We start from the raw sequence: 22,987 nt of genomic DNA, 5'->3' as shown, positions 1-22,987 counted from the left end.
GGAACTTTTTGTGTATCAGACATCGCTTCTTCCTTTTCTATAACCATGAACATGCCCGCCGGGTCGCTCTCCCCGGCTGATTGACTCCCCACCATCGACAAGCAATTCAGTGCCATCCAGATAGCTCGCTTCGTCTGAGGCGAGAAAGAGAGCAACCCGTGCATAATCTTCTGGCTTTCCGATTCGCTTTAGCAGCCGCCGCCCCCCTTCTGGCTGCTTCTGCGCAACATTCTTGAGAAACCATTGCGCAGTTTTCGCATTCACGATCCCCCCGGGAACCAGGGCGTTCACCCGGATGTTGTAAGGTGCAAGCTCAACAGCAAGCTGTCGTGTCAAGCCTAAAACTCCTGCTTTCGCGGCTGCATGCGCGGTAAACCCCAGGATATCGGTTCCCTTGAGTGCTGACACCGATGACGTATTGATAATGGTGCCACCTCCCGAGCGAATCAAAAGCGGGATCGCGGCCCTTGTCATCAGGAACACGCTGTCTAGCTCATTGGCAAGCGTAAAACGCCAATCTTCCAGTGACATTTCAAGAATCGGCACATTGCGCAGGCGGGCAGCATTGTTGTAAAGCACATCCAGCCGACCATACACGCTTTCAACGCGATCAATCACCTGTTGTACCTGATCAGGCTCGGTAAGATCCACAGGATCAACCGAGAGCATCTCACCACCTGCCTCTCGCACCAGACGAACCGTCTCCTGTCCTCCCTCGCTGGAACTCGCACAGCCAACGACTCTCGCTCCCTCCTGTGCGAAAAGCAGGGCGGCGGCACGCCCCGTACCCTGCCCTCCGGTCCCTGTGATTAACACCACCTTGTCAGCTAGCCTGCCGCTCATACCTGCCCCTTTCTCTTGCGCACAATTACCTCAATTTTTCGATCGGGACGCAGCGCAAGGTTATGCTCCAGATCGAAACCCACCTCTGGATGGTTTGCCACGAGCTCAAATCGCAACCGTTGCGCCAGCGTCGCCAGCAACAGATGACCCTCCATCAGGGCAAAATGGTTCCCCAGGCAGACACGCGGACCTCCCCCAAAGGGCATATAGGCGTACCGGGGAAGCTGTTTCTCTCGTTCCGGGGTAAAGCGCTCCGGGTCAAAGCGCTCTGGCTCAGGGAAAGTATCAGCTCGCCGATGCATGGTATAGGGCGAGATCAAAATGATCGCTCCGGCGGGAATCTGGTAGCCATCAATGTCGAGATCATGCAACGCCTCACGACGGATCATAGGCGCGGGAGGGCACATCCTGAGCGTCTCCTTAAACACCTGCAAGCAATAGGGCAGGTTCGCCAGATCCTCATAGGTCGGCGTCCTTCCTCCTAGCACGCTATCTACTTCCTCCTGCACCTTCTGGTAAACCTCGGGATGCTGCATCAGCAGATACCATGCCCAGAGCAGCGCCAGTGGGCTGGTGCTGTATCCGGCAAAGAAGACCGGCCAGCATTCGCGAGCGATCTCCGCAACGTCTATCGCTTCACCCTGTTCGGCCCTGGCCTTGATAAGGAGATACAGAAAGTCTTTACGCTCTTGCGCTGGATTGTCACCATCAAACTGCGCGGTGATCGTGCGCACACACTCGGCCAGCCGCTCCCCAGCCTCACGCAGCCGCTTTCTTCTGGGAGTCTGCCAGCTTTTGGGCGGTGAGAAGGCGGTAAAGAGTTGCGCGACACTGGCTTTAAACATCCCATCCACTGCCGCAGCGAGCGTCCCATCTTTGCTAATCGCCTCCGCATTGAAGAGCACATTCCCGAGAATATCCATTGTCAGACTTACCATCTGTGGGAAAAGATCAATAACCTCACCATCTTTCCATTGTTGTTGGCGCTGTTCTCCGTAGCGAGCTACAACGTCAGCATAATGAAGAACATGGCGAGGTTGAAACATCGACGCCAGCGATTTCCGTTGCTGCCGATGGGCCTCATTCGCGCTGGTCACAATACCGTTGTGCAAACGGCTGCTTCGGAGCCGTCGTCCCCGATCAAAGCTCTTACTGTGCTGAACCAGAACCTTCTCAGCCAGCTCTGGCTCATTCACCAGAAAGTACGTCGAAAATCCCAGATGAAAGCTGGATACATCACCCGCCTGGGCCAGCCGTTGTAGAAAGTTCAGGCGATCATGTTTCAAGTCAAACTGACTTCCGAGCAGGGGCAAACCGCGAACGTACGCAACCTTTTTTGAGGTCACTGGTGAGCTGGACATACTGTTTTTACTCCTTTCCGCTCTCACAAACGTGCCAGACCGAAGCCTCCCGTTACAGGAGCATAGACCCCTGTCATAAAAGCGCTATCATCGCTCGCAAAAAAGGCAATGACTCGCGCGACATCTTCCGGCTGCGCGATCCGTCCCAGTGGCGTGGCAGAAGCGACGCGCTCAAGAAAGGCTGCCGGCTGCATCCATCTGGTTGCCTGCACCTGTACCATTGCTGGAGAGACCACATTCGCAGTAATACCGAGCGGTCCCAGTTCATGTGCCAGATACACTACAAACGTGTTCAGTGCGGCCTTCGCGGCTCCATTCGCGATCATACCGGGAGCCGCTGGTCCTCGTGAATGCTCGCTGGAAAGATAGATCAGCCGGCCAGCATGTTGGCGCTCCATAACAGGGACCACCGCTTTCGTGATCGTAAAGGCAGCCTGTAGCTCACCGTTGACCCTGGCAGCGAAAGCTTCCCAGGATAGCTCAGTAAAAGGACGCGTGCCAACCCGTGCGGCGATCGCGGCGAAGTGTCCCTCCCCCTTGCCCGCAAAGCGAGGCCCGGCGATATGCGGCACATGCCCTCCCTTCGTGCTCACCATGATATCGAGTCGCCCATAGCGCTCAACGATCTCCTCCACCATGCGGAGCACCTGCCCCTCATCAATCACATCAGCCTGAATAGCATGCGCATTCCCACCAGCAGCCTGAATGCTCTCGACCACTTCTTGCGCCCTTTGCTGATTACTCCGATAGTTCACAACCACTTGTGCACCTCGTGCAGCCAGGTCCCGCGCGGCAGCAGCTCCAATTCCCTGACCGCCTGCGCCGGTGACGAGAGCAACTTTCCCTTCAAGCGTCATCCCTGCTTCTCCTCTTCTGTTCTCTTGTGTACAATTACCTCAATTTTTCGATCGGGACGCAGCGCAAGGTTATGCTCCAGATCGAAACCCACCTCTGGATGGTTTGCCACGAGCTCAAATCGCAACCGTTGCGCCAGCGTCGCCAGCAACAGATGACCCTCCATCAGGGCAAAATGGTTCCCCAGGCAGACACGCGGACCTCCCCCAAAGGGCAGATACGCATACCGGGGAAGCTGTTTCTCTCGCTCGGGTGAAAAGCGCTCCGGATCAAAGCGCTCTGGCTCAGGAAAGTAATCGGCTCGCCGATGCAGCGTATACGCGCTTATCAGAACAGTACTTCCTCTGGCGAGATGATACCCCCCGACTTCGACATCATCTCGCGCCTCACGACGGATCATAGGCGCAGGAGGATAGAGCCTGAGCGTCTCCTTAAACACCTGCAAGCAATAGGGCAGGTTCGCCAGATCCTCATAAGTCGGCGTTCTTCCTCCTAGCACACTATCTACTTCCTTCTGCACCTTCTGACAGACCTCGGGATGCTGTGCCAGCAGATACCACGTCCAGATGAGCGCCATAGCAATGGTTTCAAAACCTGCAATGAAGAGAGTGCGGCATTCATCCAAGACCTGCTGATCACTCATGCGTCTTCCATCATCATCGCTGGCCTGCAACAGCAACGAGAGCAGATCGTTTTGTTCTGAAAGGTGCTCCGGGTTCTCCTTTCGCTGCTGGAAAGCACCTCGTATCCTTTTTTGCAAGACCTGCCTTGCCTGCTGAAGACGCTTATTGTAGGGGGTAGGCCAATGAATCGGGATCGCAACGAGCGAGAAAAGCACCTTCGCGCTATGCGCAAGGGCGATATCCATCGCCTCCATCATCTCGTCACCAGGGCGAATCTCCAGATCGAAAAGCACCTTGCTAAAAATGCTCATGGCCAGATCTATCATCTTTTGATGGAGGTCTATCACTTCCCCATGCCGCATTTCTTGCTGGAACTGCTCGCCATATCGGGTAATAGTTTCAGCATATGTTGCAAGGTGACGCGGCTGAAAAAGCGTCGCCATCAATTTCCGCTGCTTTCGATGAAACTCCCCATCGCTGATAATCAGCCCATTGCCGATAAATGCCCGACGTAAGTAGCGCCCTCGATGATAGAAAGTTGCAGCATGCTCAACCAGCACCTCCTGAATAAGCTGCGGCGAGTTTACCAGAAAGTGGGGAGCCGTACCGAAGGAAAATCCGGCAATATCTCCTAACTGAGACAAACGCTGTAGAAAATGCAAACGCTCATACTTAAGAGCAAGCTGACATCCAACCAGAGGCCAGCCCCGAAGGTATGGAATCTCTTTCGCCGTAATACTGGTAGCTATAGACATAAGACAGACATCCTTGAACAGCACAAATCACTTTTTCGCACTACATCGAGACTCTTTGTATAGGTTCATAAAAGCGATGATATGAACATTTCATCCTGTCAACAGTAAGTCTGTTCCACGTTTTCCAGGATCGCACGTGCATAACGCAGACCTTCAAACGTGCCGATATCGAATAGTGTTCCATCCTCGAACTGCGTGCCATATACCCTGAGGTTTTGTTTGATTGCTTCCAGAAAGACATTACTGAGCAATAATTCCTGCCCATGCACTCGTGAAGCATGGCTCACATAATGGTGTAATAGCTCTGTAAAGCTCGGCTCCCAGACCGCAACTCCCCAGGTATTGTAGTAAGTCGTCGTTTGCGGCTTATCGAAGATCTCAAGCACCCTTCCTGTTCCCGGCTCCAGATGCACGGGAGCAAGCGATTGAGGAGTTTCAGTCGGGAAGATACCCAGTGTGAGATCTGCAGCCTTCTTGCGATGCTCTTCCAACAGTTGCGCAAAGCAGTGCGTGGGCTGCATAATAGTATCTGGCATCCCCATGCACACCACGCTATCACGCACCCAGGGATACGCGCTATCCAACGCTCCCGGCATCCCCTCGGGCTCATCCTGAAAAAGGTAGCAGCAGTTCATCCCAAAACGCGACCCGTTAGTGAAGAAACGGGCAATCTCCCATTTCTGGGGCGAGATCACAAAGTAGAGATCTTGCACCCGAGCAGCTCGCAGCGCGTTCATGACATACTGGCTTACCACCATCGGCACAGGTCCCTTCTCCGAGGGATAATATCCAACCGGGAGCAATTCTTTCAGACCATTGTACGGCTTGAGCCGCTTCCCCAGACCAGCGGCAGGCAGGACACCGACTGTTCTTCTCACCGTTTCCCTCCTATGTTCCTGTTTCCCAGGAATTGAGATAGTGTTCCTGCTCGACGGTCAACGTATCGTATGCGACCCCCATCGCCTGTAGTTTCAGCCGTGCAATCTTCTTATCCAGCGATGCAGGCAGGGTATGGACTCCCGGCGCCAGCAGCTCCGAAGCATGCAGGAGATATTCGGCAGCCAGGGCCTGATTGGCGAAACTCATATCCATCACGCTTGCTGGATGTCCTTCTGCCGCACAGAGATTAACCAGGCGCCCTTCAGCCAGTAAGTAGACCTTCCGGCCATCAGCATAAGTATACTCGGTCACGAAGTCACGCACAGAGCGCTTCTGAAGCGTTAGCTGCTCCAAAGCCACTATATTGATCTCATCGTTAAAGTGCCCGGCATTCGAGAGAATCGCGCCATCCTTCAGACGTTCCAGATGCCGCTGATCCAGAACGTTCACATTTCCGGTCACCGTCACAAAGAAATCCCCTCGGGCCGCCGCCTCCATCGCAGGGAGCACCCGGTACCCATCCATAACCGCCTCAAGCGCTCGGGTCGGATCGACTTCACACACAATGACGTTCGCCCCCATGCCCTGCGCCCGGCTGGCAACCCCACGCCCACACCAGCCATACCCCAGTACAACGACGGTGCGCCCGGCCAGCAGACTGTTTGTAGCGCGAAGAATCGCATCAAGTGTGCTCTGTCCTGTGCCGTACCGGTTGTCAAACATATGCTTCGTCTCCGCATCGTTGACCGCGATCACGGGGAAGCGCAGAACCTCCTGTTGTTGCATGCTCTTCAGACGAATGACCCCGGTTGTTGTCTCTTCCGTTGCGCCCAGGACCTGCCCGAGGAGCTCGGTGCGCTCGGTATGCAGCAAAGAGACCAGATCACCGCCATCATCCATGACGAGAGCCGGCTTGTGGTCAAGCGCCAGATGGAGATGTCGATAATAGGTATGCGCATCTTCACCACGCATACCAAACACTGGAATCTCATACTCTTTCACCAGAGCAGCGGCAACATCATCCTGTGTAGATAGCGGGTTTGAGGCACACAGAAACAGATCCGCGCCTCCCGCCTTCAGCGTAAGTGCCAGGTTAGCAGTCTCCGTTGTCAGATGCAGACAAACTGAGATACGCACCCCGGTAAACGGTTTCGTCTGTTTGAATTCGTCCTGAATCAAGCGCAAAACCGGCATATCTCGGGCTGCCCATTCAATGCGATCTCTTCCCCGTGGAGCCAATGAAGGCTCTTTTATATCAGCATAGTACGCTTCTTTCATCCACTATCCTTTCTCACGACATACAGGTTATTCAGACGCGTTCTCCCGCAGTATCGGTAATCAGGTGATATTGCGCTAACTCTTGCAGAGCCACATCTACCTTATCTTCGATATAGGCCCCATCCAGTGCATGGATGGTATCCAGGATCCCTTCGTGAACCGGGATCTGAGCCTTAAAACCGAGCAGCGTTTCAGCCCGCTTTGTATCCAGGAAAGAATGTCTGATATCTCCGATCCGTGCTTTTTGGATGATCGTCGGCTGGATATCAACTTGCATCTTCTCCTGAAGCAGGGCAATGATTTCCAGCAGGCTTGTGGCTTTCCCGGTCCCGATATTCATGACATGAGCACCCATAAGAGAGGACTCAATGCTCAGGAGATTCGCGCGGGCAACATCCTTCACATGAATAAAATCCCGACTCTGCTTGCCATCCTCAAAGACCAGAGGCGGTTTTCCGCTCTTGAAGCGCGAGCAGAAAATGGCAAGAGGTCCCGTGTAGGGGTTGCTCAGAGATTGCCGGGGGCCATAGATGTTGGTGTACCGCAAACAAATCACCCCTATCTCTTGCTTATGTCCCGATAACAGGGCAACCTGTTCAGTGAAGTACTTAGTCAGCGCATACACAGAGGTCGGCTTTAAAGGATAATCCTCCGTAATCGGCCGAGGCTCTACAATCGTCCCATCCTCCGGGTCTCTGGGTTCCCACTGTCCTTGCTGTATATCGACAGCCCAGCGCACAGGAGACACTTTCACTTTTCGTACTGGATTCCAGCCGCACCCTTCCCCATAAATACTGGCAGAAGAGGCGACCACCAGCTTGCGAACCTGTGTCTTCTCTTTCAACAACACGTCCATCAAGGTCGCTGTCCCCAGTGCATTAGCCGAACAATACATATGAGGCTCATGCGCTGATTGAGCCGTTCCAAGCGCGGCAGCAAGATGGATAACGGCCTCGCAATGCTCCAAAAGGCGCTTCAGCAGCTCACGATTCTCTACATTGCCCTGGACAAATTGAATGTCGCCATGCGCAATATAATGAGCCAGATGAGGAGGGACCGCCGAAACAGTCCCATGTACCTGAGGCTCAAAGCTATCAAGAACCGTAACTTCATGACCATGTTGCAGCAAGATATCAACGGTATGGGAACCAACAAAGCCGGCCCCGCCAGTAACAAGGACTTTCATACACCATCCTTACGCTTCTTCTATTCTTGTAACTTCTTCTACACTTCTGCCTTCTTGTCTGCATTTCAAGTATACCCTGAAGGAGCGTTGAAAAACAGATCATCGCATCATCACGTACTAGTCAATTTCTGCTCTTCATCTGAAGCGCTTAGCTCCCTGTTGCTTCTCAATGTCGTGCATAGTGCATAATGGCATCAGCGGCCCTCCTGTATCCACCGGCTTCCTGTAGTTGTTGCTGTAGCTCTCCTGCGCGGACCGCAAAAGAGGGATCATTCGCCACGAGATCAACCGCGTCACGCAGACACTCCGCCGTTAACGATGCTTTCTCCAGTTTGATGCCCGCACCCAGTTCAGCGACGCGCGTCCCGATCGCCTCATGCTCGCTTGTCTCCGGGACAATCACCAGAGGCACCCCGGAATAGAGGCTCTCCATCACGCTGTTCAGGCCACCGTGGCTGACAAAGATCGTTGTCCGGGCCAGTATCTCCAATTGGGAAAACCGAGGCGCAATAAGAAAGTTTTGAGGCGCCGGCCCCAGAGCCTCCGGTTCTAGCTGCGTTCCTATTGAAAGCCTGACATGCCACGCAGTATCACCAAAGGCAGCAAAACAAAGCCGATAGAACTCGGCCTGGTTGGTATATATACTCCCCAGCGCAATATAGAGCTGCTTTTCAGTTTCGGCATCCTGTAGTGCGTGTCGTGCCTGCCATCTTGTTCGCAAAGAAGGACCAACAAACAGAAAGCGGCCGTCAAACTGCGCGGGATCGGGCAGAAAAGAGCGTGGGATAAAGGCGATACTCAGTGAGGGATTATCTTCGGTAAAGGAGTTCACTTCGTAGCGAGGGAGCCCATACCGTTCACACAAGCCAGCAAGCTCATGATTCAACGTCTGAATCATTTCAGAGGATGACGAGAAAACGCGCAGCAAATTGGCATAGGGATTGTCAGTAAGATCATAGCTTGCGCGAAGCACGATCCTCGGAATCTGTAGAATTTCCGCGATCAATCTGGCCCATAGAAACATTCCATCATAGAGAAGACAATCCGGCCGCTCAGCACGCACGCTCTCGACAAGAGATGGAACAATCGACATACATTGCTTGATCATATATGCCTGCAATACAGCCAGGCGTACTTGAATGTCATGAATGTGATACTCGGTACTGAAAGGTGACGTCTGTTCCTGAGAAAAGAGCTCGAACGGATAGGAGCGAAACACTGCGCCCGTCGTCTCAATCTGCGCACGAAATTCCTCAGGAAGATAGTAGATGACCTCTTCACCACGTGTTATCAATTCTTCCACAACAGCCAGCGTTGGCTGAATATGTGAGAAAGCAGGGAGGTTGAAAAACACATATTTTGCCATGCATCCACTCCTGAGCAGGTACACAAAAGGAAGCTAGCGCCATGCATACACATGCGAGAGGGTAATGGGACGCCCATTCTCTGCATTTCCCAGTCCTCGCTTATTGTCGCCGACAACCGTTTGATATCCCTGCTGTTGAAGCAATGGAAGCACCTTCTCTAAGAGGTAATCGCCATGCACCTCCATCACAATCTGGCGGATTTTTGGCCAATCCTGTGCATCGATCCCTTGCAGAATATCATATTCGCTTTTTTCCGCGTCAATCTTCAAGAGATCAACATGTTCAAGGGCCTGCTCGCGAAGGACACGGGAAAGTGTTTCGACCTTACAGAGCTGAGTGGTATGCCGTGTAAAGAAGAAATGAACGACCTTCTGTATCTCTTCTTCCGTCATCTGGCTTTTTTTCGCGTCCGGCACGTTCGCGAGAAACTTGTTGCGCATAATAGAGCGTGTCTCTTCCAGATCTGGCACTCGTGTTGAGTTCGAGTTATAGAGCGCGAACACCGTAAACTCTTCTTCTCCAGCGCGGTCAGCAAGCCCCATCTGAAACAACCGTGCATCGATGTTATTCAAGGCAACATTTGTACGCAAGGTCTGAAACGTCTCTGCAATTGGCTCAAAGGCATAGATCTTTGCACTCGGACAGACAGAGTGACAGAACAGCGTAAAAAGGCCGATGTTTGCCCCGACATCCAGCACAATAGCATTTTCCTCTAAAGTAATGCCATACGCGAGATACTGTCTTTCCTCGAATATTTCCGCATACAATTGCTTGAGCTGATCTTCATTGGTTTTCGCAACGGTCATGCCGTTTGGCAAAACATATTTCTCTTGCATGCATTCCTCGCTTCTTCTTTATTATGACGGTGTTCTTCTAGAGTATATAACGAGAGAAAGCTGCAAAACCAGATCATTCTATCATCATTTTGCAATCATCCTTGCCAGAAGCCATACAGGAGAGCACCAAAGGTACGTTCTCCGTTTGATTGGAAAGTGATGATCGCTTGATCTGGTTTCCTCCTCTTCTCCACGGTATACTTCACTCAATACACCTTGATATCACACAGGAGAAGCCTTTCATGCGTGCATTAGTCTATCAGGACTCCACCCTTCGTCTGGAGCAACAGTATCCCTGCCCGGAGCCCATTGAAGGGGAAGCCCTGATTCGCGTTCTACTCACCGGGATCTGCAATACTGATCTGGAAATTCTGCGCGGTTATATGGACTTCCAGGGGATACCGGGACACGAGTTTGTTGGCCTTGTTGAAGACATCTACGGAGATGCTGTACGCGAACGCTATGCGCATCTGCTCGGTCAACGCGTGGTGGGAGAAATTAATGCTCCCTGCCGTCAGGTGACATGCGAGTTCTGTCGGCAAGGGATCTTCACACACTGCCCGCGCCGTACCACCCTCGGCATCGTACAGCGCAACGGGGCCTTTGCCGAGTACCTGACCTTGCCAGTAGAGAACCTCTATCCTGTTCCTGAAACGGTCAGCGACGAGGAGGCAATCTTTGTCGAACCGCTGGCGGCGAACTTCGAGCTGCTGGAACAGATACACCTCAAACCAACAGAAACTGCATTGATCCTGGGAGATGGCAAGATGGGGCAACTGGCAGCTCAGGTCCTCTCGCTAATCGGCTGCGAGGTGGTGATGGTGGGTAAACATCAGGAGAAGCTGCAACTGGCGGAAGAACATGGCGTCACTGGATACTTGCTGACCGATCCAGCCAGCTTTCAGCTAGAGAACGACCGCCGGGCTGATCTGGTTGTTGAATGTACAGGATCAGCATCAGGGCTGGCACTGGCGCAAAGGCTCGTCAAAGCCCGAGGAGTCATCGCCCTCAAGAGCACGGTTGCTGAACAGAGTCAGCTTCATCTTGCCCAGATCGTGATTGATGAAATACGCGTCCAGGGGTCGCGTTGTGGCCCCTTCGCTCCGGCGCTTCGAGCACTCAAGCAGCACCGCCTCAATGTTCGACCACTGATCAGCGCTAGCTATTCACTTCACGAGGGGGTCCATGCCTTTGCCCATGCAAGCCAGAGGGGAGCGCTCAAGATACTGCTTAAGCCCTGACCCTCTCAGAATTGATCGTAAGATGATGAGACAATGATCTGTTCTTACCCGTTTCCTCATCATATACTGGTTCATAATGACTCCTTACCAGAAACGCTGGAACAGAGCATATCGTCCTATCGCCTGAACGACAGGCTCAGTTGGAGGATTTGGAATGAAAGTACTCGTTACCGGGGGGTGTGGATTCCTCGGCTCTCATGTATGCGAATTCTACAGGAAACGCGGCGATGAGGTGATCGCCTACGACAACATGACCAAGCATGAACTCGCACGAACGGGATATGCCACTGAACAGGCCCGCCGCTATAATGCCGATTTTCTGCGTTCCATCGGCGCTACCATCATTGAAGAAGATATTCGCGACTACGAACGCCTGCTTCGTGCTACTCAAGGGTGTGATTTTCTCGTCCACACGGCTGCGCAACCAGCAATGACCATTAGTTTAGAGGACGTCGATTTAGACTTTTCTACGAATGTTACCGGCACCCTTCATGTGTTAAAAGCGGCCCGTCATTATCGCATCCCGCTTGTTTCCTGCTCAAGCGTTCATGTCTACGGCAATCAGATCAATAACACCTTACAGGAGCAAGCGACCCGCTTCACCGCAGAGCCACAGGACATTGATGAAGCATATCCAACAATGCGGGGCCTGCTCACACCACTGCATGCCTCAAAGCATAGCGCTGAATCCTACGTACAGGCATTTATCGACAGCTATGAGGTTGAGGCGGCAAATTTTCGCCTGACCGGCTTCTATGGGCCCCGGCAATTTGGCGGTGAGGACCACGGTTGGGTTGCTAACTTCTGTATTCGTGCCGCCCTCGGCTGGCCCATAACCATCTTCGGTACTGACAAACAGGTACGTGATATCCTCTATGTACAGGATGTTGTCAACGCCATTCATGCCTTCTATGAGCAGCGAAAGCCCGGAACCTATAATATTGGCGGTGGATATGCCCACGCGATCTCGTTAAAGGAGTGCCTCGATATTATCTCACACACTCTTAAGAAATCTCTGGATATTCAGATGCAGCCCGCTCGAAAAGGCGATCTCTGGTACTTTGTCTGCAATTCAGCAAAAGCAGAGCACGCATTAGGCTGGACGCCGCATGTCTCTCCAGCTACAGGTATCGAGAAGCTGCTTACCTGGATTCAAGAGAATCGTACTTGTTTTCAAGAAAACAACAAGGCGAATGCATCGTCCACTGAGCACGCGAAGGGAGGAGTACAAGTATGAGTCGCTATCTCTTCTTCCCCTTTCCCCTTTACAGCCATATGCTTCCAACACTGGCAGTCATGGAAGAACTGCTTGCGCACGGGGAGGAGGTGACCTGTTTTCTCCCGGAGCATTTTCGTCAAATAATCGAGGCCACTGGTGCTCGCTTTCGCGCTTACCACTTCGACCTTGTTGAACAGGAGGAATTACAGGCCATCGGGCCAGCCGACGGTGACAAAAGCATCGCGCTATTCCTCTCGCGAATGTTCCGCAAAAGTCCAGAGGTGATACCTCCTTTGTTGGAGAGTATTCGCGAGGAACAGGGAGATTGCATTGTTGCCGAGTGCATGTTCCTGTGGCCTCGAATCGCTGCTCGTATCCTGCATCTACCCACTATTGGACTATGTCCAACATATGCCATCCCGGGAGCAGAGAGCGGGGACCGCACCCATGAACAGTTCAAAGCGAAACTCTATCAGCAGTTCAAGAAGCAGGCAACCGAACATAGCCCGCTTGAGGATGGGCTTGCGTTGTTGAGCCGCACCTATGGCCTCTCGATTCCAGAGCTTCGTTCGTTGCAGGGAACGGCAGAACCACTGACAATCGTGTTCCAGCCTCGCGCCTTCAGGCCTGATGGAGATACGTTTGACGAACGCTTCCTGTTTGTCGGGCCATCATTCCAACGCAAGCGCTATAGTAGCACCTCCTTCCCGCTTGAGCAACTGAATCAGCATCCACTTGTGTACATTTCACTTGGTACCAACTTTAACAATCAGCTTGACTTCTATCGTCAATGCTTCCTCGCTTTTAGCGGGACAGAATGGCAGGTGGTCCTTTCCTATGGTACCAGGCTTGATCCGGCACTCCTTCCGCCTTCCCCGTCCAATTTCTTGCTCGCGCCTCAGGTACCACAATTGGAAGTGTTGCCCCGTGCGGATGTCTTTATCAGCCACGGGGGCATGAACAGTGTCATGGAAAGCCTCTACTACGGGGTACCGCTGGTTGTCATCCCTCAGACACGCCAGGAAGAGGCCGCTCACCGGGTGCGCGAACTTGAGCTAGGCATTGTGCTCGATAAAGAAACACTGACTGCCGACCGGTTGCGAGAGGCAACAACACGCGCAGCTCATGACCCGGATATCCACGCACGCGCATCTACCATGCGACAGGCCATACAGGAAGCAGGGGGCCCAAAACGGGCGGCTGAAGCGATCATCCAGTTCACGAATGGCTCTCACTGAGATGAGAGGCACATTCCGCTATGGCGCCTTTTGATATGGGTGACGTTCTACCAGGATAGATCGTGCCATATCAATTGGCTATGCCTGGCACGATCCGCCGCACCTATTTCACAACCCCGGATATCAGCGGAAGAGAGCAGAAGAGTTGTTCCTTCCCCTGCCTACAGCCCTTTCTCCCTGATGAAACAGGGCCCCTCATACGAAGAGCCCTTATTACGCTTGTTCCGAGACTGGAATGGAGCGGATGGAATACGGTCTCCTCCTTGAAGCTTCAGGGGCCGTTCTTATCAACTAAAGGAGCCATCCGCACGCGCTCCGCTTCATCGAACACCTGTCCTCTATAGAAGATGAGCAACAGACAACAGAGTGTTACCAACGCCAGCAGGATATAACCCGGAATGTAGGTGTCCCAGATCTCTTTACAGAACCCCATAATCAATGGCGGAAAAAATCCGCCCAGGCCACCAGCAGCGCCAACCAGTCCCGAGACGACGCCCGCATCCTTTGCATAATACAGCGGCACCAGCTTAAAGACGGCACCACTCCCCACCCCCAGACAGATCGCAATGCAGATCAAGCATGCATTCAGGTACATCAGCGGGAGGTGGAAGATCAGCACACAGGCCAACAACAGAAGCCCGCCAAAGGTCGTCAGCAGGATACTCCAGGCTCCCACACGATCAGAGAGCCAGCCCCCAAACGGGCGCACCAGCGTTCCCACACAGACAAAGATTGCAGCATAGTTTCCGGCCTCCACCTTATCGAGCATATGCAAATCAACCAGCAGCTTCGGCAGATACAAGCTGAAAGCTACCAGTCCCCCAAAGGTGACAAAGTATAGCAAACTCAAGACCCAGGCCGGTTTCTCTCTCCAAAGCAAGGCCAGGCGCTCCTTCATACTCGCCGTTACAGAGGGCAACAGCTCATCATGGGCAGTCTGATAATAGACCAACGCGGTCAGCAGGGAGAGGGCCGCAAAGAGCAGAAACACGCTCTCCCAGCTCCCCAGGAGATGCGCAAGACGAGGTGCAAGGTTGACCGTAACAGCCGTCCCGATATTTCCGACACCAAAGATGCCAAGTACCAGGCCCTGCCGCTCTGATGGGAACCAGCGACTGACATAGGGCGCTCCCACCGCAAAGCTGGTTCCAACAACCCCTAACAAAAGCCCCCAACACACAAAGGCTAGATACGTACGTGCGCTCATCATGCCGAGCACAGGAATACATGAAAAGATGAGCAGCCCTGTCATAACCTTGCGCCCACCAAACCGATCGGTCAATGCACCCGCGGGCACTCGTAACACCGATCCGAGGAGGCTCGGCAGAGCGATCAAGATGCTAATCTCAAAATCATTCAGGTTGTACAGCTTCTGTAATTGTGGAGCAAAAGGTGATATCAATGAGAAGACGGCAAACGATACGGTAAAGGCAATCGTTGCCATGATCAGGGTAACAATAGCACGTCGGCTCTGCATGCATTTCCCCTTTCGATTGACTGAAACAGTGAAGGAGTCTTCGTGCCCACATCGGAACAATGTGTTCCTGTGCACGCGGCATCATACACAGATTGTCCTCGATACGAAGCAGCAGAAGCTCATTTGTGAGCGTGTACAACAGCGATCAACCCCAGAAAGCAGAATCCCTTTCCCCGGGAACGTGGTGGTATGACCTTCTTCCATCCATGCAGTACATCTCTATATTCTACTTGTTAAATATTATACGGTATCATCCCTCTAAATGAAAGAGACATTGTCTCACTTAGCACGCACAACATCATTATCAGAGCAGGTAACCAGCCGCCTCCCCTGACCTTATATTATAGTAAAGATCGAAATACACTCTGCAAAAGAGGTAGCAACGAGTTTTCATACAACAGATGCAGACGCTAAATTCATCTATCCTCATCTGTATCAGTCACGACAGGGACTTGTTCCTCTTCTATCGCATTCTTTTTTTCTCTATAAGAGAGAGGAGACAGCTTCTCCTCTCTCATTAACAAGTACTCAAGCCAGGTGATCACCATCTAGCCGCTGTAGCAATGCTCGGGCCGCCTGTATTACAGCATCATCCCGCTCATCATCCGGGACAGGAGTCACGCGGACGTGCGGTGAAATACCATTTCCCTCTACTCGACGTCCATGTACTAAAAGCTGCGCATCGGACCCGGAAAATGAAGCCCGCCTCCAGGGAGATTTACAAAAGCATTTGACCCAACCCCACCTGCTGTTTCTTCCCCGACCAGCAGTGCTCCACACCCCTGCAAAAGCCGATACGTCCAGTCTTCGCCCATACTGACTGTTCCACCACCGATTAACACCGCAAGGGGACGCGGATCAGGTTCCTCCACAGGCAAGAATACATCTTCATCCATCACCCGATTTTCTAACCAGCCAAAAACACCCCGCTCGGGAGCACTCACCATCGGGCGCAACATGGGAAGAAAGGGTACCGGCTCTCGCTGAAAACGCGTAAGCGCCGCAACAGTCAACGTCGGATAGCGACGGACATCGATAATCAGCGCTTTTGCCATCTTCAGGTCAACAAATGCCTGCTCTATCTGCACTCGCGAGGCATCCAGATAGCCGATTTCTGCCCATTCGTCCGAGAGCATTCCCCAGGGAGGCAACGTCGTCACAGCAACTGGCTCTGTCACAAACGAGGTGGGGTAATCAGCGACAACCTCCACTTCCCTTGTATGGCCCTGCTGATCCCGTACCCTTAAACGCACTACCGCACCTTTCGGAGAATCAAGCAACGCGCACAACAGATAATGATCCCTTGCCTGCACCGGATACTGCATCACCAGAGCAATAAGCCGCGTCTCCCGCTGCTGTACCGGCTCATCGTCGACCGCTTCCAGCACCTCACCGGGATAAAGTGGTATCTCTGCTGGTAGGGGCCCCATCACGGTTATCCGTCCTTTGACCCGCGCCAGCCGAATGCCCGGGACAGCCCCATAGGGGAAGATCGCTCGCTGTATCTGCCCATCGCGCCAGAACAACACAAAGTTATGTCCACCCCTACAGCGCGACGCTAAACGTTGCAGCGTCATAAAGTACGTTTCCCGCGTGCGTACAGCAGCGACTTCTTCAAGTGCTGGTACAAGCGCCTCATCCCAGTGTTCCAGATGATCGGGGTACGCATAGAAGCTACACATTGCCGTCCAGAGCTTGATGACAGCCAACATCCGCGAGGCCCGGGCGGGTAAACGCTCCTCTTCGATGTCCTGCGTCGCCTGCCGTGCGCTAGTCTCCTGCATCGAGCGCTCTTGCTTTTTCCCTGCCAGAAGTAGCAGCACCTCTTGTAGCGGCTCATTCGTCACGATATCGGGGGTATAGCGGATCGGGTGATCATGATAGAAGAGGATATGCTGACGCAAGCGCACTTTCCACTCATTTGTCAACGATAGTAGATGTTCCTCCGCTCGATAGGGCTGGCTCTGCTCACCCAGACAATACGCGCGACCTGTTTGCTGCAACAGAATCAGTACGGGTTCCAGTTGAGCGCTGGTTTCGCCTCCAGTCAACACAAACAGGGGGCCGGTAAAGACCAGTTCCCCCGGCATTACCGGTGTGCTGCTGGCCTGGATCACCCACTCGGTTGTATAGCCGCCAACCGTACGCCCGAGCTCTTCAGGGTCATGATAGCCAACCCGTTACACCCGAGCAAGCTGCGGCAGGCTGATCGGGCGCTCAAACAAACGAGAGATCAGTTCCGTACGCAGTCTTCCGTAGATGAAACGATCCTCTGAATGTCTTTCTGCTCTTGTGCCAGTCGTCTCACGAAAATCCAGAACGAGCGCCGAAGCTTGCTCATGGACAGCGGCTTCAACCGCGCCGGTGACCAGTTGGACCGCCTCATCCCATTGTGCAAAAGAGCCTGGCGATATCGCGAAATCAAACCAGTGCTTGACCCGTACATACGCCACGTTACCTGGCAGCGTCTCATACACCACCTCAGTTCGTCTCTTTGGTGACAAATTCTCCTCTATAGTAGAAACAAGCCCGGTTGATGGATCCTGCAACGTATCCAGAAGGCGAGTAAGCACCTCCCTTTGCCCGGCAGACAGAATCGGTTCAACTGCAACTTTCTCTGCTTCAGGCAGGAGCGCAGTCAAAATCTTTTCCCATTCCCGCCCGCGCTCCTGAATCAAGGGATGAAAAAAGGCCGCCGCAGACCATGTGCGTGCCAATAGATGCCAGAACGTGTCCATACAAGAAAACAACTCTCCTCTTCATTCCTCTATTGTGGTTGTACCCTATACACACCAGAAGTGTAGCAGTGCCACAAAGAGGGCAGGCTTTGTCAATGTGACAGGCCTAACTCCTTTTCAGAAATATGGGTGAGACCCCCACCAGCACAAAGGCCTCACCATCTCTTCTACAGTCATGCGTTCCATCATGCGGAAGCGCTGTATTGCACCGATCACAGGCTGTTCCAGCATCCACCAGAGCCAGCCCTGCAATAGACAGGCATTACCTGAAAAAAGATCCCCTTAGCTCATAAGCATAACACAAAGCATTCGGACAATAAAAACAGGAGCCGCATGACAACCATACTGCTCCTCTTCTATAAAAGAATTATTCCTCCATTTATAACCCGCTTCCAGATCCTATAGAGAAGAGCATGCTTCCTTCCGTGGAGGTGTCACAAGCATGCGCGTCTTTTCTTTCCCAAGTGAGAGCAACAACGTCGGGATACGGGGTCCGGTCTCGCGACCACACACCAGTTGATAGATCGCAACAAAGAATGAGCGCTGAACCTGCTTCAATGCAGTATCCGGCTTCACATCAAGCGGAACCCCTCTGACCATCTTTGGCACGTTATACATCAAATCTGTCAGACCGACATAATTCCAGTGTTCATCGAACAACGAGCTAAACAGCGATAGCATTCGACGCTGCTCCTCAGACATCTGTTCATAGGCTGCGGTCTGAAATGTGCTCTGGATCGGGGTTCGTTCGTCATCGGGGAGATAATCATTGATCCAGTTGCGAGCACAGGTTAGCCTCGGCTCCAGCATCTCTGGGGAAAGCATCGCATCTCCGGTGCTCTGTGAGACAATACGCATCACCTGCTCGATATTGTCATGAGTTACATCGAGCAACGAGGTGAGCAGAGAGAACGAAACAGGCTTTGGCGTACGCTCAACTTCGCTCGATGCTGTCTGACAGGCCCGGCGATAGATATTCCTGTTGAGTTCAGAGGCCGTGCCCGCCTGCACCTGCCTCTGCAACCCATCCCATTCCTCATACAGCCTCAGGAGTCCCTGCCCAAAATCAATAGAGAATCCCTGATTGGGAGCGCGACGCGCGTACATCCAGCGCAACAAGGCAGGCTCCGCAATATTGAGCGCCACTTCTGGTGTTGCCGTCGTTCCAGAAGAGCTGGAAATTTTCGTTCGACCCTCCATGCCAACAAACGCGTATCCCACATAGTATGGTGGCGGCGTCTGATAAATCTCTTGAATAATGCGCTGCCCTACTGTAAAGCTACTCCCCGGCGTCGAATGATCCACGCCAGCAGGCTCAAAGTCGACAGGGAACGTGCTCCAACGCATCGGCCAATCAACCTTCCAGACCAACTTTCCCTCTACTTTGCCGTTCAGGCTATAGCCTCCGACATGCCCACAATCAGGGCAACTATAGGCAAGGAAGGCAGTTGCTTCATCATACGCCGTGATGCGGGGACTATCCCTGTGGCAGGTTTCGCAGTACACGCGAAATGGATAATAGGCAGCCCGCCGGGCCGCTCGCTCTTCCTCGGTCTCCTGAATTGCTGTCTGATACTCGGCCAGAATATCAAAAATTTCACCGCGCCGTGTGAGCGCCAGCTTAATCTTTTCGGTATAGAAGCCGCTCCGGTACATCTCTGATTGACGCACAAAGCGAGGAGCTATACCCAGGCGCTGCAAACTGCGTTCAAACTGATGCATATAGCGGCTGGCATACGAATCATACTCGCCGAAAGGATCAGGAATATCTGAAAGTGGTTGTCCCAGATAGCGGGAAAATGAAGCATCGATCCCGGCAGGAATTTTGCGCAGCCTGTCAAAGTCATCCCAGACATGAATGTGCTCAGCCTGCCATCCTCGCACCTTGAGTTCCTCGGTCACCAGATGAGGTGTGATGGCCTCTCGCAGATTCCCCAGATGCACAGGGCCAGATGGACTGATCCCGGACGAACAGATAATTGTTTCCCCTTCTCTTCCTGCTCGCCGCATGCGCTCTTCTATCTGAATACAAATTGCTTCAACCCAATCGTTCTTCATATGTGACTGCATCCCCCTGAAAAAAAACAATGTTGATCTTATCCCATCCCTTTTCCCAGCATCATACAGGAGTGGCATGTTAAATGCAAGCAAGCAGTAAGCGAGGATACCAGACCTTCTACTACATATTCTGTTCCCATTCATCCTGTACCTGCATCTTGACCTGAGAGACACCCTCAAGCGTGCGCAAGAGATCCAGCGCTTCCGCCAGCAGACGAATATCACGAGCGCGGCAGATCACGACAATCATTCGCTCTGCTTGCTCCTCCTTTATCTCAAGCGACCCGATTGCAAGCCGTTTCTTTGCACACATAGCGTATATGGTCCCTAGCAGGTTGTCAGTGTTGCCATCTGCAATGTGCACCTGCAAGCGATACTGTTTCTCCTCACGGGGAGGCAGAAAGTGCTTTTCAAACTTATGAAGGGGATAGAGAACGATCACAGCAAACAGGGTAGCAATCGTCGCCTCCCAGAGCATTCCGGCTCCACACGCCATCCCGATCGCCGCCACGACCCAGATTGCAGCAGCAGTTGTGAGCCCTTTGACGCGCTCACGGTCACGCAGGACATAGATTGCGCCCCCACCAAGAAAGCCGATTCCCGCCACAATGTAGGAAGCTATACGCGTCGGATCAAGTTGAATATGATTGAGGTGTAGCAATTCGGTAAACGAGTAGCCGGAAATAATAGTGAAGAGCGCACACCCCAACGAGACCAGCGCATTCGTCCTCATACCGGCGGAATGCTGCCTCAGAGAGCGCTCCACCCCGACAAGAATTCCCAGTACAACGGCCAGCCCCAATCGAAGTAAGACAACCTGAAGTGAAATCATAGAGCGTTCCATCTCCTCTGCATCGCGTCCCGATCATACCTATAAATACGGAGCAGCACACAAAAGAGATGGACGTCAATCCAATTCTCAAGAAAGATCGTTGCCAAAACAGAGATTCTCTTCTCTCATTCCGCACTGCTTTTCTCCCATACAATCCATACCTCCCCCACTGCATCCGCTCCAGACGAGTAGCTTACCCGAAAAATCAGCCACCATGCATCTGGTGGAACGGTTTCGCACAAGCTCAGCAATAGAGGCGCTTCCATCAGAAACGCGCAAAGATGGTAAGAGCGTCGGGGATTGTGATATGCTAACTGAAAAAGTCAGGCAAAATATCTGGCGCAAGGAATTTGGGGATAGATTTGTTTAGAAGGGAGACGTACCATGTCTGTGGAAGGAGATAGTAACACGATATCGTCCCTTGAACGCATTGCCAGGGAACAGGCGATTGACCAGTTGCGGCGCCGCAACGGCCTTATGAAAACGCTCGGCAGCGAAAACGGTGAACCAAAACTTGACTGGGTTGAAGGCGTTGCCCGGCTCTTACAAGAGGAGCACCTGCTTGAAGAGGTAGAGACAGACGCCCGAGCCATTCACCGGCGCGGTGTTCGTCATCTGATCTGGACCGGTATGGGCGGCTCGGTTATCACAGTTCATGTACTTTGTGCGATGGGCTTTGCCGCTGCCGGGGACCTGACGCTCTATCCACTTGATAGCACTGACCCTGCCGCCCTGAACCATATTCTTGAAACAATTGCCCGACAGAAGAACCTGACTCCCCCGTTTCATGATGCAGCTACGCTGCATACCTTGCTCGAAGATGTGATGATGGTTGGTGTCTCGATGGGTATGACCTCCGAAGAGCCAATCACTCACCTGACCTGGTTCGTAGAGCTACTTCAGCAGGCTCAGCTCACTCCATCTGAGCATATTCAGGTGATGACGCTGCCCGGCTCTTTTCTCGATCAGTTCGCGCAACAGCAAGAGGCCCCAAGACGTCCGTTACAACCAGATGGAGGAACAGGGACCGGAGGCCGTATGAGTGCCCCGACAACGCGTGTCTTTCTTCTCCCGGTCGCGCTCTACCTGACCTATACACACAGTTCAAGTTCCCTCAGGTCTATTCTTGCGGACGCCTGGCGCCATCACAAGCTGGATCTTGCCCAGGAAAGCCCTGATAAGCATCCATTCGTCCAGCTCGCTGCCACCCTCTCGGACGCCAGCCAGAACGGAGCCTGTCGCCTGCTTCTGGAAGTGACTGAGGAATGGAAACCGCTACTCATCTGGATTGAGCAATTGATGGAAGAAAGCCTCGGCAAAGGGGGCAAAGGGATTGTTGTCTTCGATGAACAGCCACTAAATCCACAGGGGCCCTGCTTTGCAACAGAGGGGATTGTGCATGTACGCATGACAGCGGACGAAAAAGCGGAGACAAGCCCAACCTTTCAGCTTTGTCTCCCCTATCTGGCAACCAGGACGCCAGAACAGCGGCTCTCTGCACTGGCATCCTGTTTTCTGGGCTGGCAACTGACGATGTCGCTCTATGGCTATCTTCAGCAAATCACCTTTGCCGGTCAGCCTGCGGTCGAGAACTATAAGGCGCGAGCACGTCAATTGCGCTCCCTCTCTGACCCGCTTGAGGAGATCCAGAACTGGAAACCGACGCTCCGTTACGAGCAACTTCGCCTGCTTACACCCGCGTTCATCGAACCGCAGGAGACACCCGCAGCCACCTTTGTGCATGCGCTCCGGCAAAGGGCATACGCCTCCCCCCAGGAGCTGGACTATCTAGATGTGACCATTAACGGCTTTTTGCCCGAGAATACCTGGCTCAGTATTTCTGCCGCGGCCCATAAAGCAGGCAATATGCTTCTCGGGATACCGGCGAAGGTGCGCCAGGCGCCCGCCGCCTATCACTCAACTGAACAGAGCGAGATGGACGGCCCGGATACCTTCGTGAGCCTCCGGATCCTGATTCGCGATCATGAATCCGTCATAGCAGGCGCCTACACCGACGCGTTTCTACGCGCCCAGGCTATTGGCACCTGGCAAGCCATGCTCGAACAGAAGCGCCTCTGTTTTCTCTTGATTATCGATGGCTCTCTTCAGGATGCGAGCGCCCCCCTTGAGCACTTCTTCGAGCAGACGATCCAGCTCCTGCAACCAGGAGAATAAGCAAGGAATAGTAAGGAGAGCTGAAA

General features: G+C 53.0%; 18 protein-coding genes. 4 read left to right on the top strand and 14 right to left on the bottom strand.

Features of this window, described 5'->3' with window-relative positions; translation table 11 throughout:
* Positions 1-15: 15 nt before the first annotated feature.
* The 9 genes from KTH_RS31895 to KTH_RS31855 all read right to left on the bottom strand — a co-directional run bounded on the left by KTH_RS31895 (position 16) and on the right by KTH_RS31855 (position 9,983).
* Positions 16-843 carry an SDR family NAD(P)-dependent oxidoreductase gene (locus KTH_RS31895; protein WP_497622923.1) on the bottom strand — a complete coding sequence of 276 codons (828 nt, stop codon included), beginning with the start codon at positions 841-843 and terminating at the stop codon, positions 16-18.
* On the bottom strand, positions 840-2,204 hold the full coding sequence (locus tag KTH_RS31890) for a cytochrome P450 (RefSeq protein ID WP_497622921.1): 1,365 nt from the start codon (positions 2,202-2,204) through the stop codon (positions 840-842). The genes KTH_RS31895 and KTH_RS31890 overlap by 4 nt, the downstream gene beginning before the upstream one ends.
* Before the next feature lie 23 nt (positions 2,205-2,227).
* Positions 2,228-3,061 carry an SDR family NAD(P)-dependent oxidoreductase gene (locus tag KTH_RS31885; RefSeq protein ID WP_497622919.1) on the bottom strand — a complete coding sequence of 278 codons (834 nt, stop codon included), beginning with the start codon at positions 3,059-3,061 and terminating at the stop codon, positions 2,228-2,230.
* Positions 3,058-4,437: a cytochrome P450 gene (locus KTH_RS31880; RefSeq protein ID WP_497622917.1), complete on the bottom strand. Its 1,380-nt coding sequence runs from the start codon at positions 4,435-4,437 to the stop codon at positions 3,058-3,060. Before KTH_RS31880 ends, KTH_RS31885 begins: the two co-directional genes overlap by 4 nt.
* A gap of 98 nt (positions 4,438-4,535) precedes the next feature.
* Positions 4,536-5,315, bottom strand: coding sequence for a nucleotidyltransferase family protein (locus tag KTH_RS31875; protein WP_497622915.1), 780 nt, complete (start codon positions 5,313-5,315; stop codon positions 4,536-4,538).
* A 10-nt stretch (positions 5,316-5,325) separates the two neighbouring features.
* Positions 5,326-6,594, bottom strand: coding sequence for an adenosylhomocysteinase (locus KTH_RS31870; RefSeq protein WP_497622913.1), 1,269 nt, complete (start codon positions 6,592-6,594; stop codon positions 5,326-5,328).
* 31 nt (positions 6,595-6,625) lie between these two features.
* Entirely contained in the window at positions 6,626-7,780 is a 1,155-nt protein-coding gene (locus KTH_RS31865) for an NAD-dependent epimerase/dehydratase family protein (protein ID WP_497622912.1), read from the bottom strand.
* Between the two features lie 166 nt (positions 7,781-7,946).
* Positions 7,947-9,146, bottom strand: a complete 1,200-nt coding sequence (locus KTH_RS31860; protein WP_497622910.1) for a macrolide family glycosyltransferase — start codon at positions 9,144-9,146, stop codon at positions 7,947-7,949.
* A gap of 33 nt (positions 9,147-9,179) precedes the next feature.
* Positions 9,180-9,983: an FkbM family methyltransferase gene (locus tag KTH_RS31855; protein ID WP_497622908.1), complete on the bottom strand. Its 804-nt coding sequence runs from the start codon at positions 9,981-9,983 to the stop codon at positions 9,180-9,182.
* Positions 9,984-10,225: 242 nt separating this feature from the next.
* Here KTH_RS31855 and KTH_RS31850 point away from each other — a divergent pair, with 242 nt between their 5' ends.
* From KTH_RS31850 to KTH_RS31840, 3 genes are all read left to right on the top strand, one after another.
* Positions 10,226-11,224: an MDR/zinc-dependent alcohol dehydrogenase-like family protein gene (locus tag KTH_RS31850; protein ID WP_497622906.1), complete on the top strand. Its 999-nt coding sequence runs from the start codon at positions 10,226-10,228 to the stop codon at positions 11,222-11,224.
* A 154-nt stretch (positions 11,225-11,378) separates the two neighbouring features.
* The gene (locus tag KTH_RS31845) at positions 11,379-12,461 is read left to right on the top strand and encodes an NAD-dependent epimerase/dehydratase family protein (protein ID WP_111321276.1); all 1,083 of its coding nucleotides are present in this window, start codon (positions 11,379-11,381) and stop codon (positions 12,459-12,461) included.
* The gene (locus KTH_RS31840; RefSeq protein ID WP_497622904.1) at positions 12,458-13,681 is read left to right on the top strand and encodes a macrolide family glycosyltransferase; all 1,224 of its coding nucleotides are present in this window, start codon (positions 12,458-12,460) and stop codon (positions 13,679-13,681) included. Before KTH_RS31845 ends, KTH_RS31840 begins: the two co-directional genes overlap by 4 nt.
* Positions 13,682-13,952: 271 nt before the next feature.
* On the opposite strand, the gene KTH_RS31835 is transcribed toward KTH_RS31840, so the two are convergent.
* The 5 genes from KTH_RS31835 to KTH_RS31815 form a co-directional block, all read right to left on the bottom strand.
* Entirely contained in the window at positions 13,953-15,158 is a 1,206-nt protein-coding gene (locus KTH_RS31835; protein WP_497622901.1) for an MFS transporter, read from the bottom strand.
* A 668-nt stretch (positions 15,159-15,826) separates the two neighbouring features.
* Positions 15,827-17,248: a S41 family peptidase gene (locus KTH_RS31830; RefSeq protein ID WP_497622900.1), complete on the bottom strand. Its 1,422-nt coding sequence runs from the start codon at positions 17,246-17,248 to the stop codon at positions 15,827-15,829.
* A gap of 90 nt (positions 17,249-17,338) precedes the next feature.
* The gene (locus tag KTH_RS31825; RefSeq protein WP_497622898.1) at positions 17,339-17,896 is read right to left on the bottom strand and encodes a hypothetical protein; all 558 of its coding nucleotides are present in this window, start codon (positions 17,894-17,896) and stop codon (positions 17,339-17,341) included.
* A 399-nt stretch (positions 17,897-18,295) separates the two neighbouring features.
* Complete coding sequence (gene lysS, locus KTH_RS31820) at positions 18,296-19,954, bottom strand: lysine--tRNA ligase (protein ID WP_497622896.1); 1,659 nt, start codon at positions 19,952-19,954, stop codon at positions 18,296-18,298.
* A gap of 121 nt (positions 19,955-20,075) precedes the next feature.
* Positions 20,076-20,786, bottom strand: coding sequence for an MgtC/SapB family protein (locus tag KTH_RS31815; protein ID WP_497622894.1), 711 nt, complete (start codon positions 20,784-20,786; stop codon positions 20,076-20,078).
* 384 nt (positions 20,787-21,170) lie between these two features.
* Between KTH_RS31815 and KTH_RS31810 the strand changes: the two genes are divergently transcribed.
* Positions 21,171-22,961, top strand: coding sequence for a hypothetical protein (locus tag KTH_RS31810; RefSeq protein ID WP_497622892.1), 1,791 nt, complete (start codon positions 21,171-21,173; stop codon positions 22,959-22,961).
* Positions 22,962-22,987: the final 26 nt, after the last annotated feature.

The organism is Thermosporothrix sp. COM3 (genome assembly GCF_059696735.1).
The sequence above is the reverse complement of the archived record's forward strand: the minus strand, read 5'-3'. Positions and strand labels throughout refer to the sequence as shown.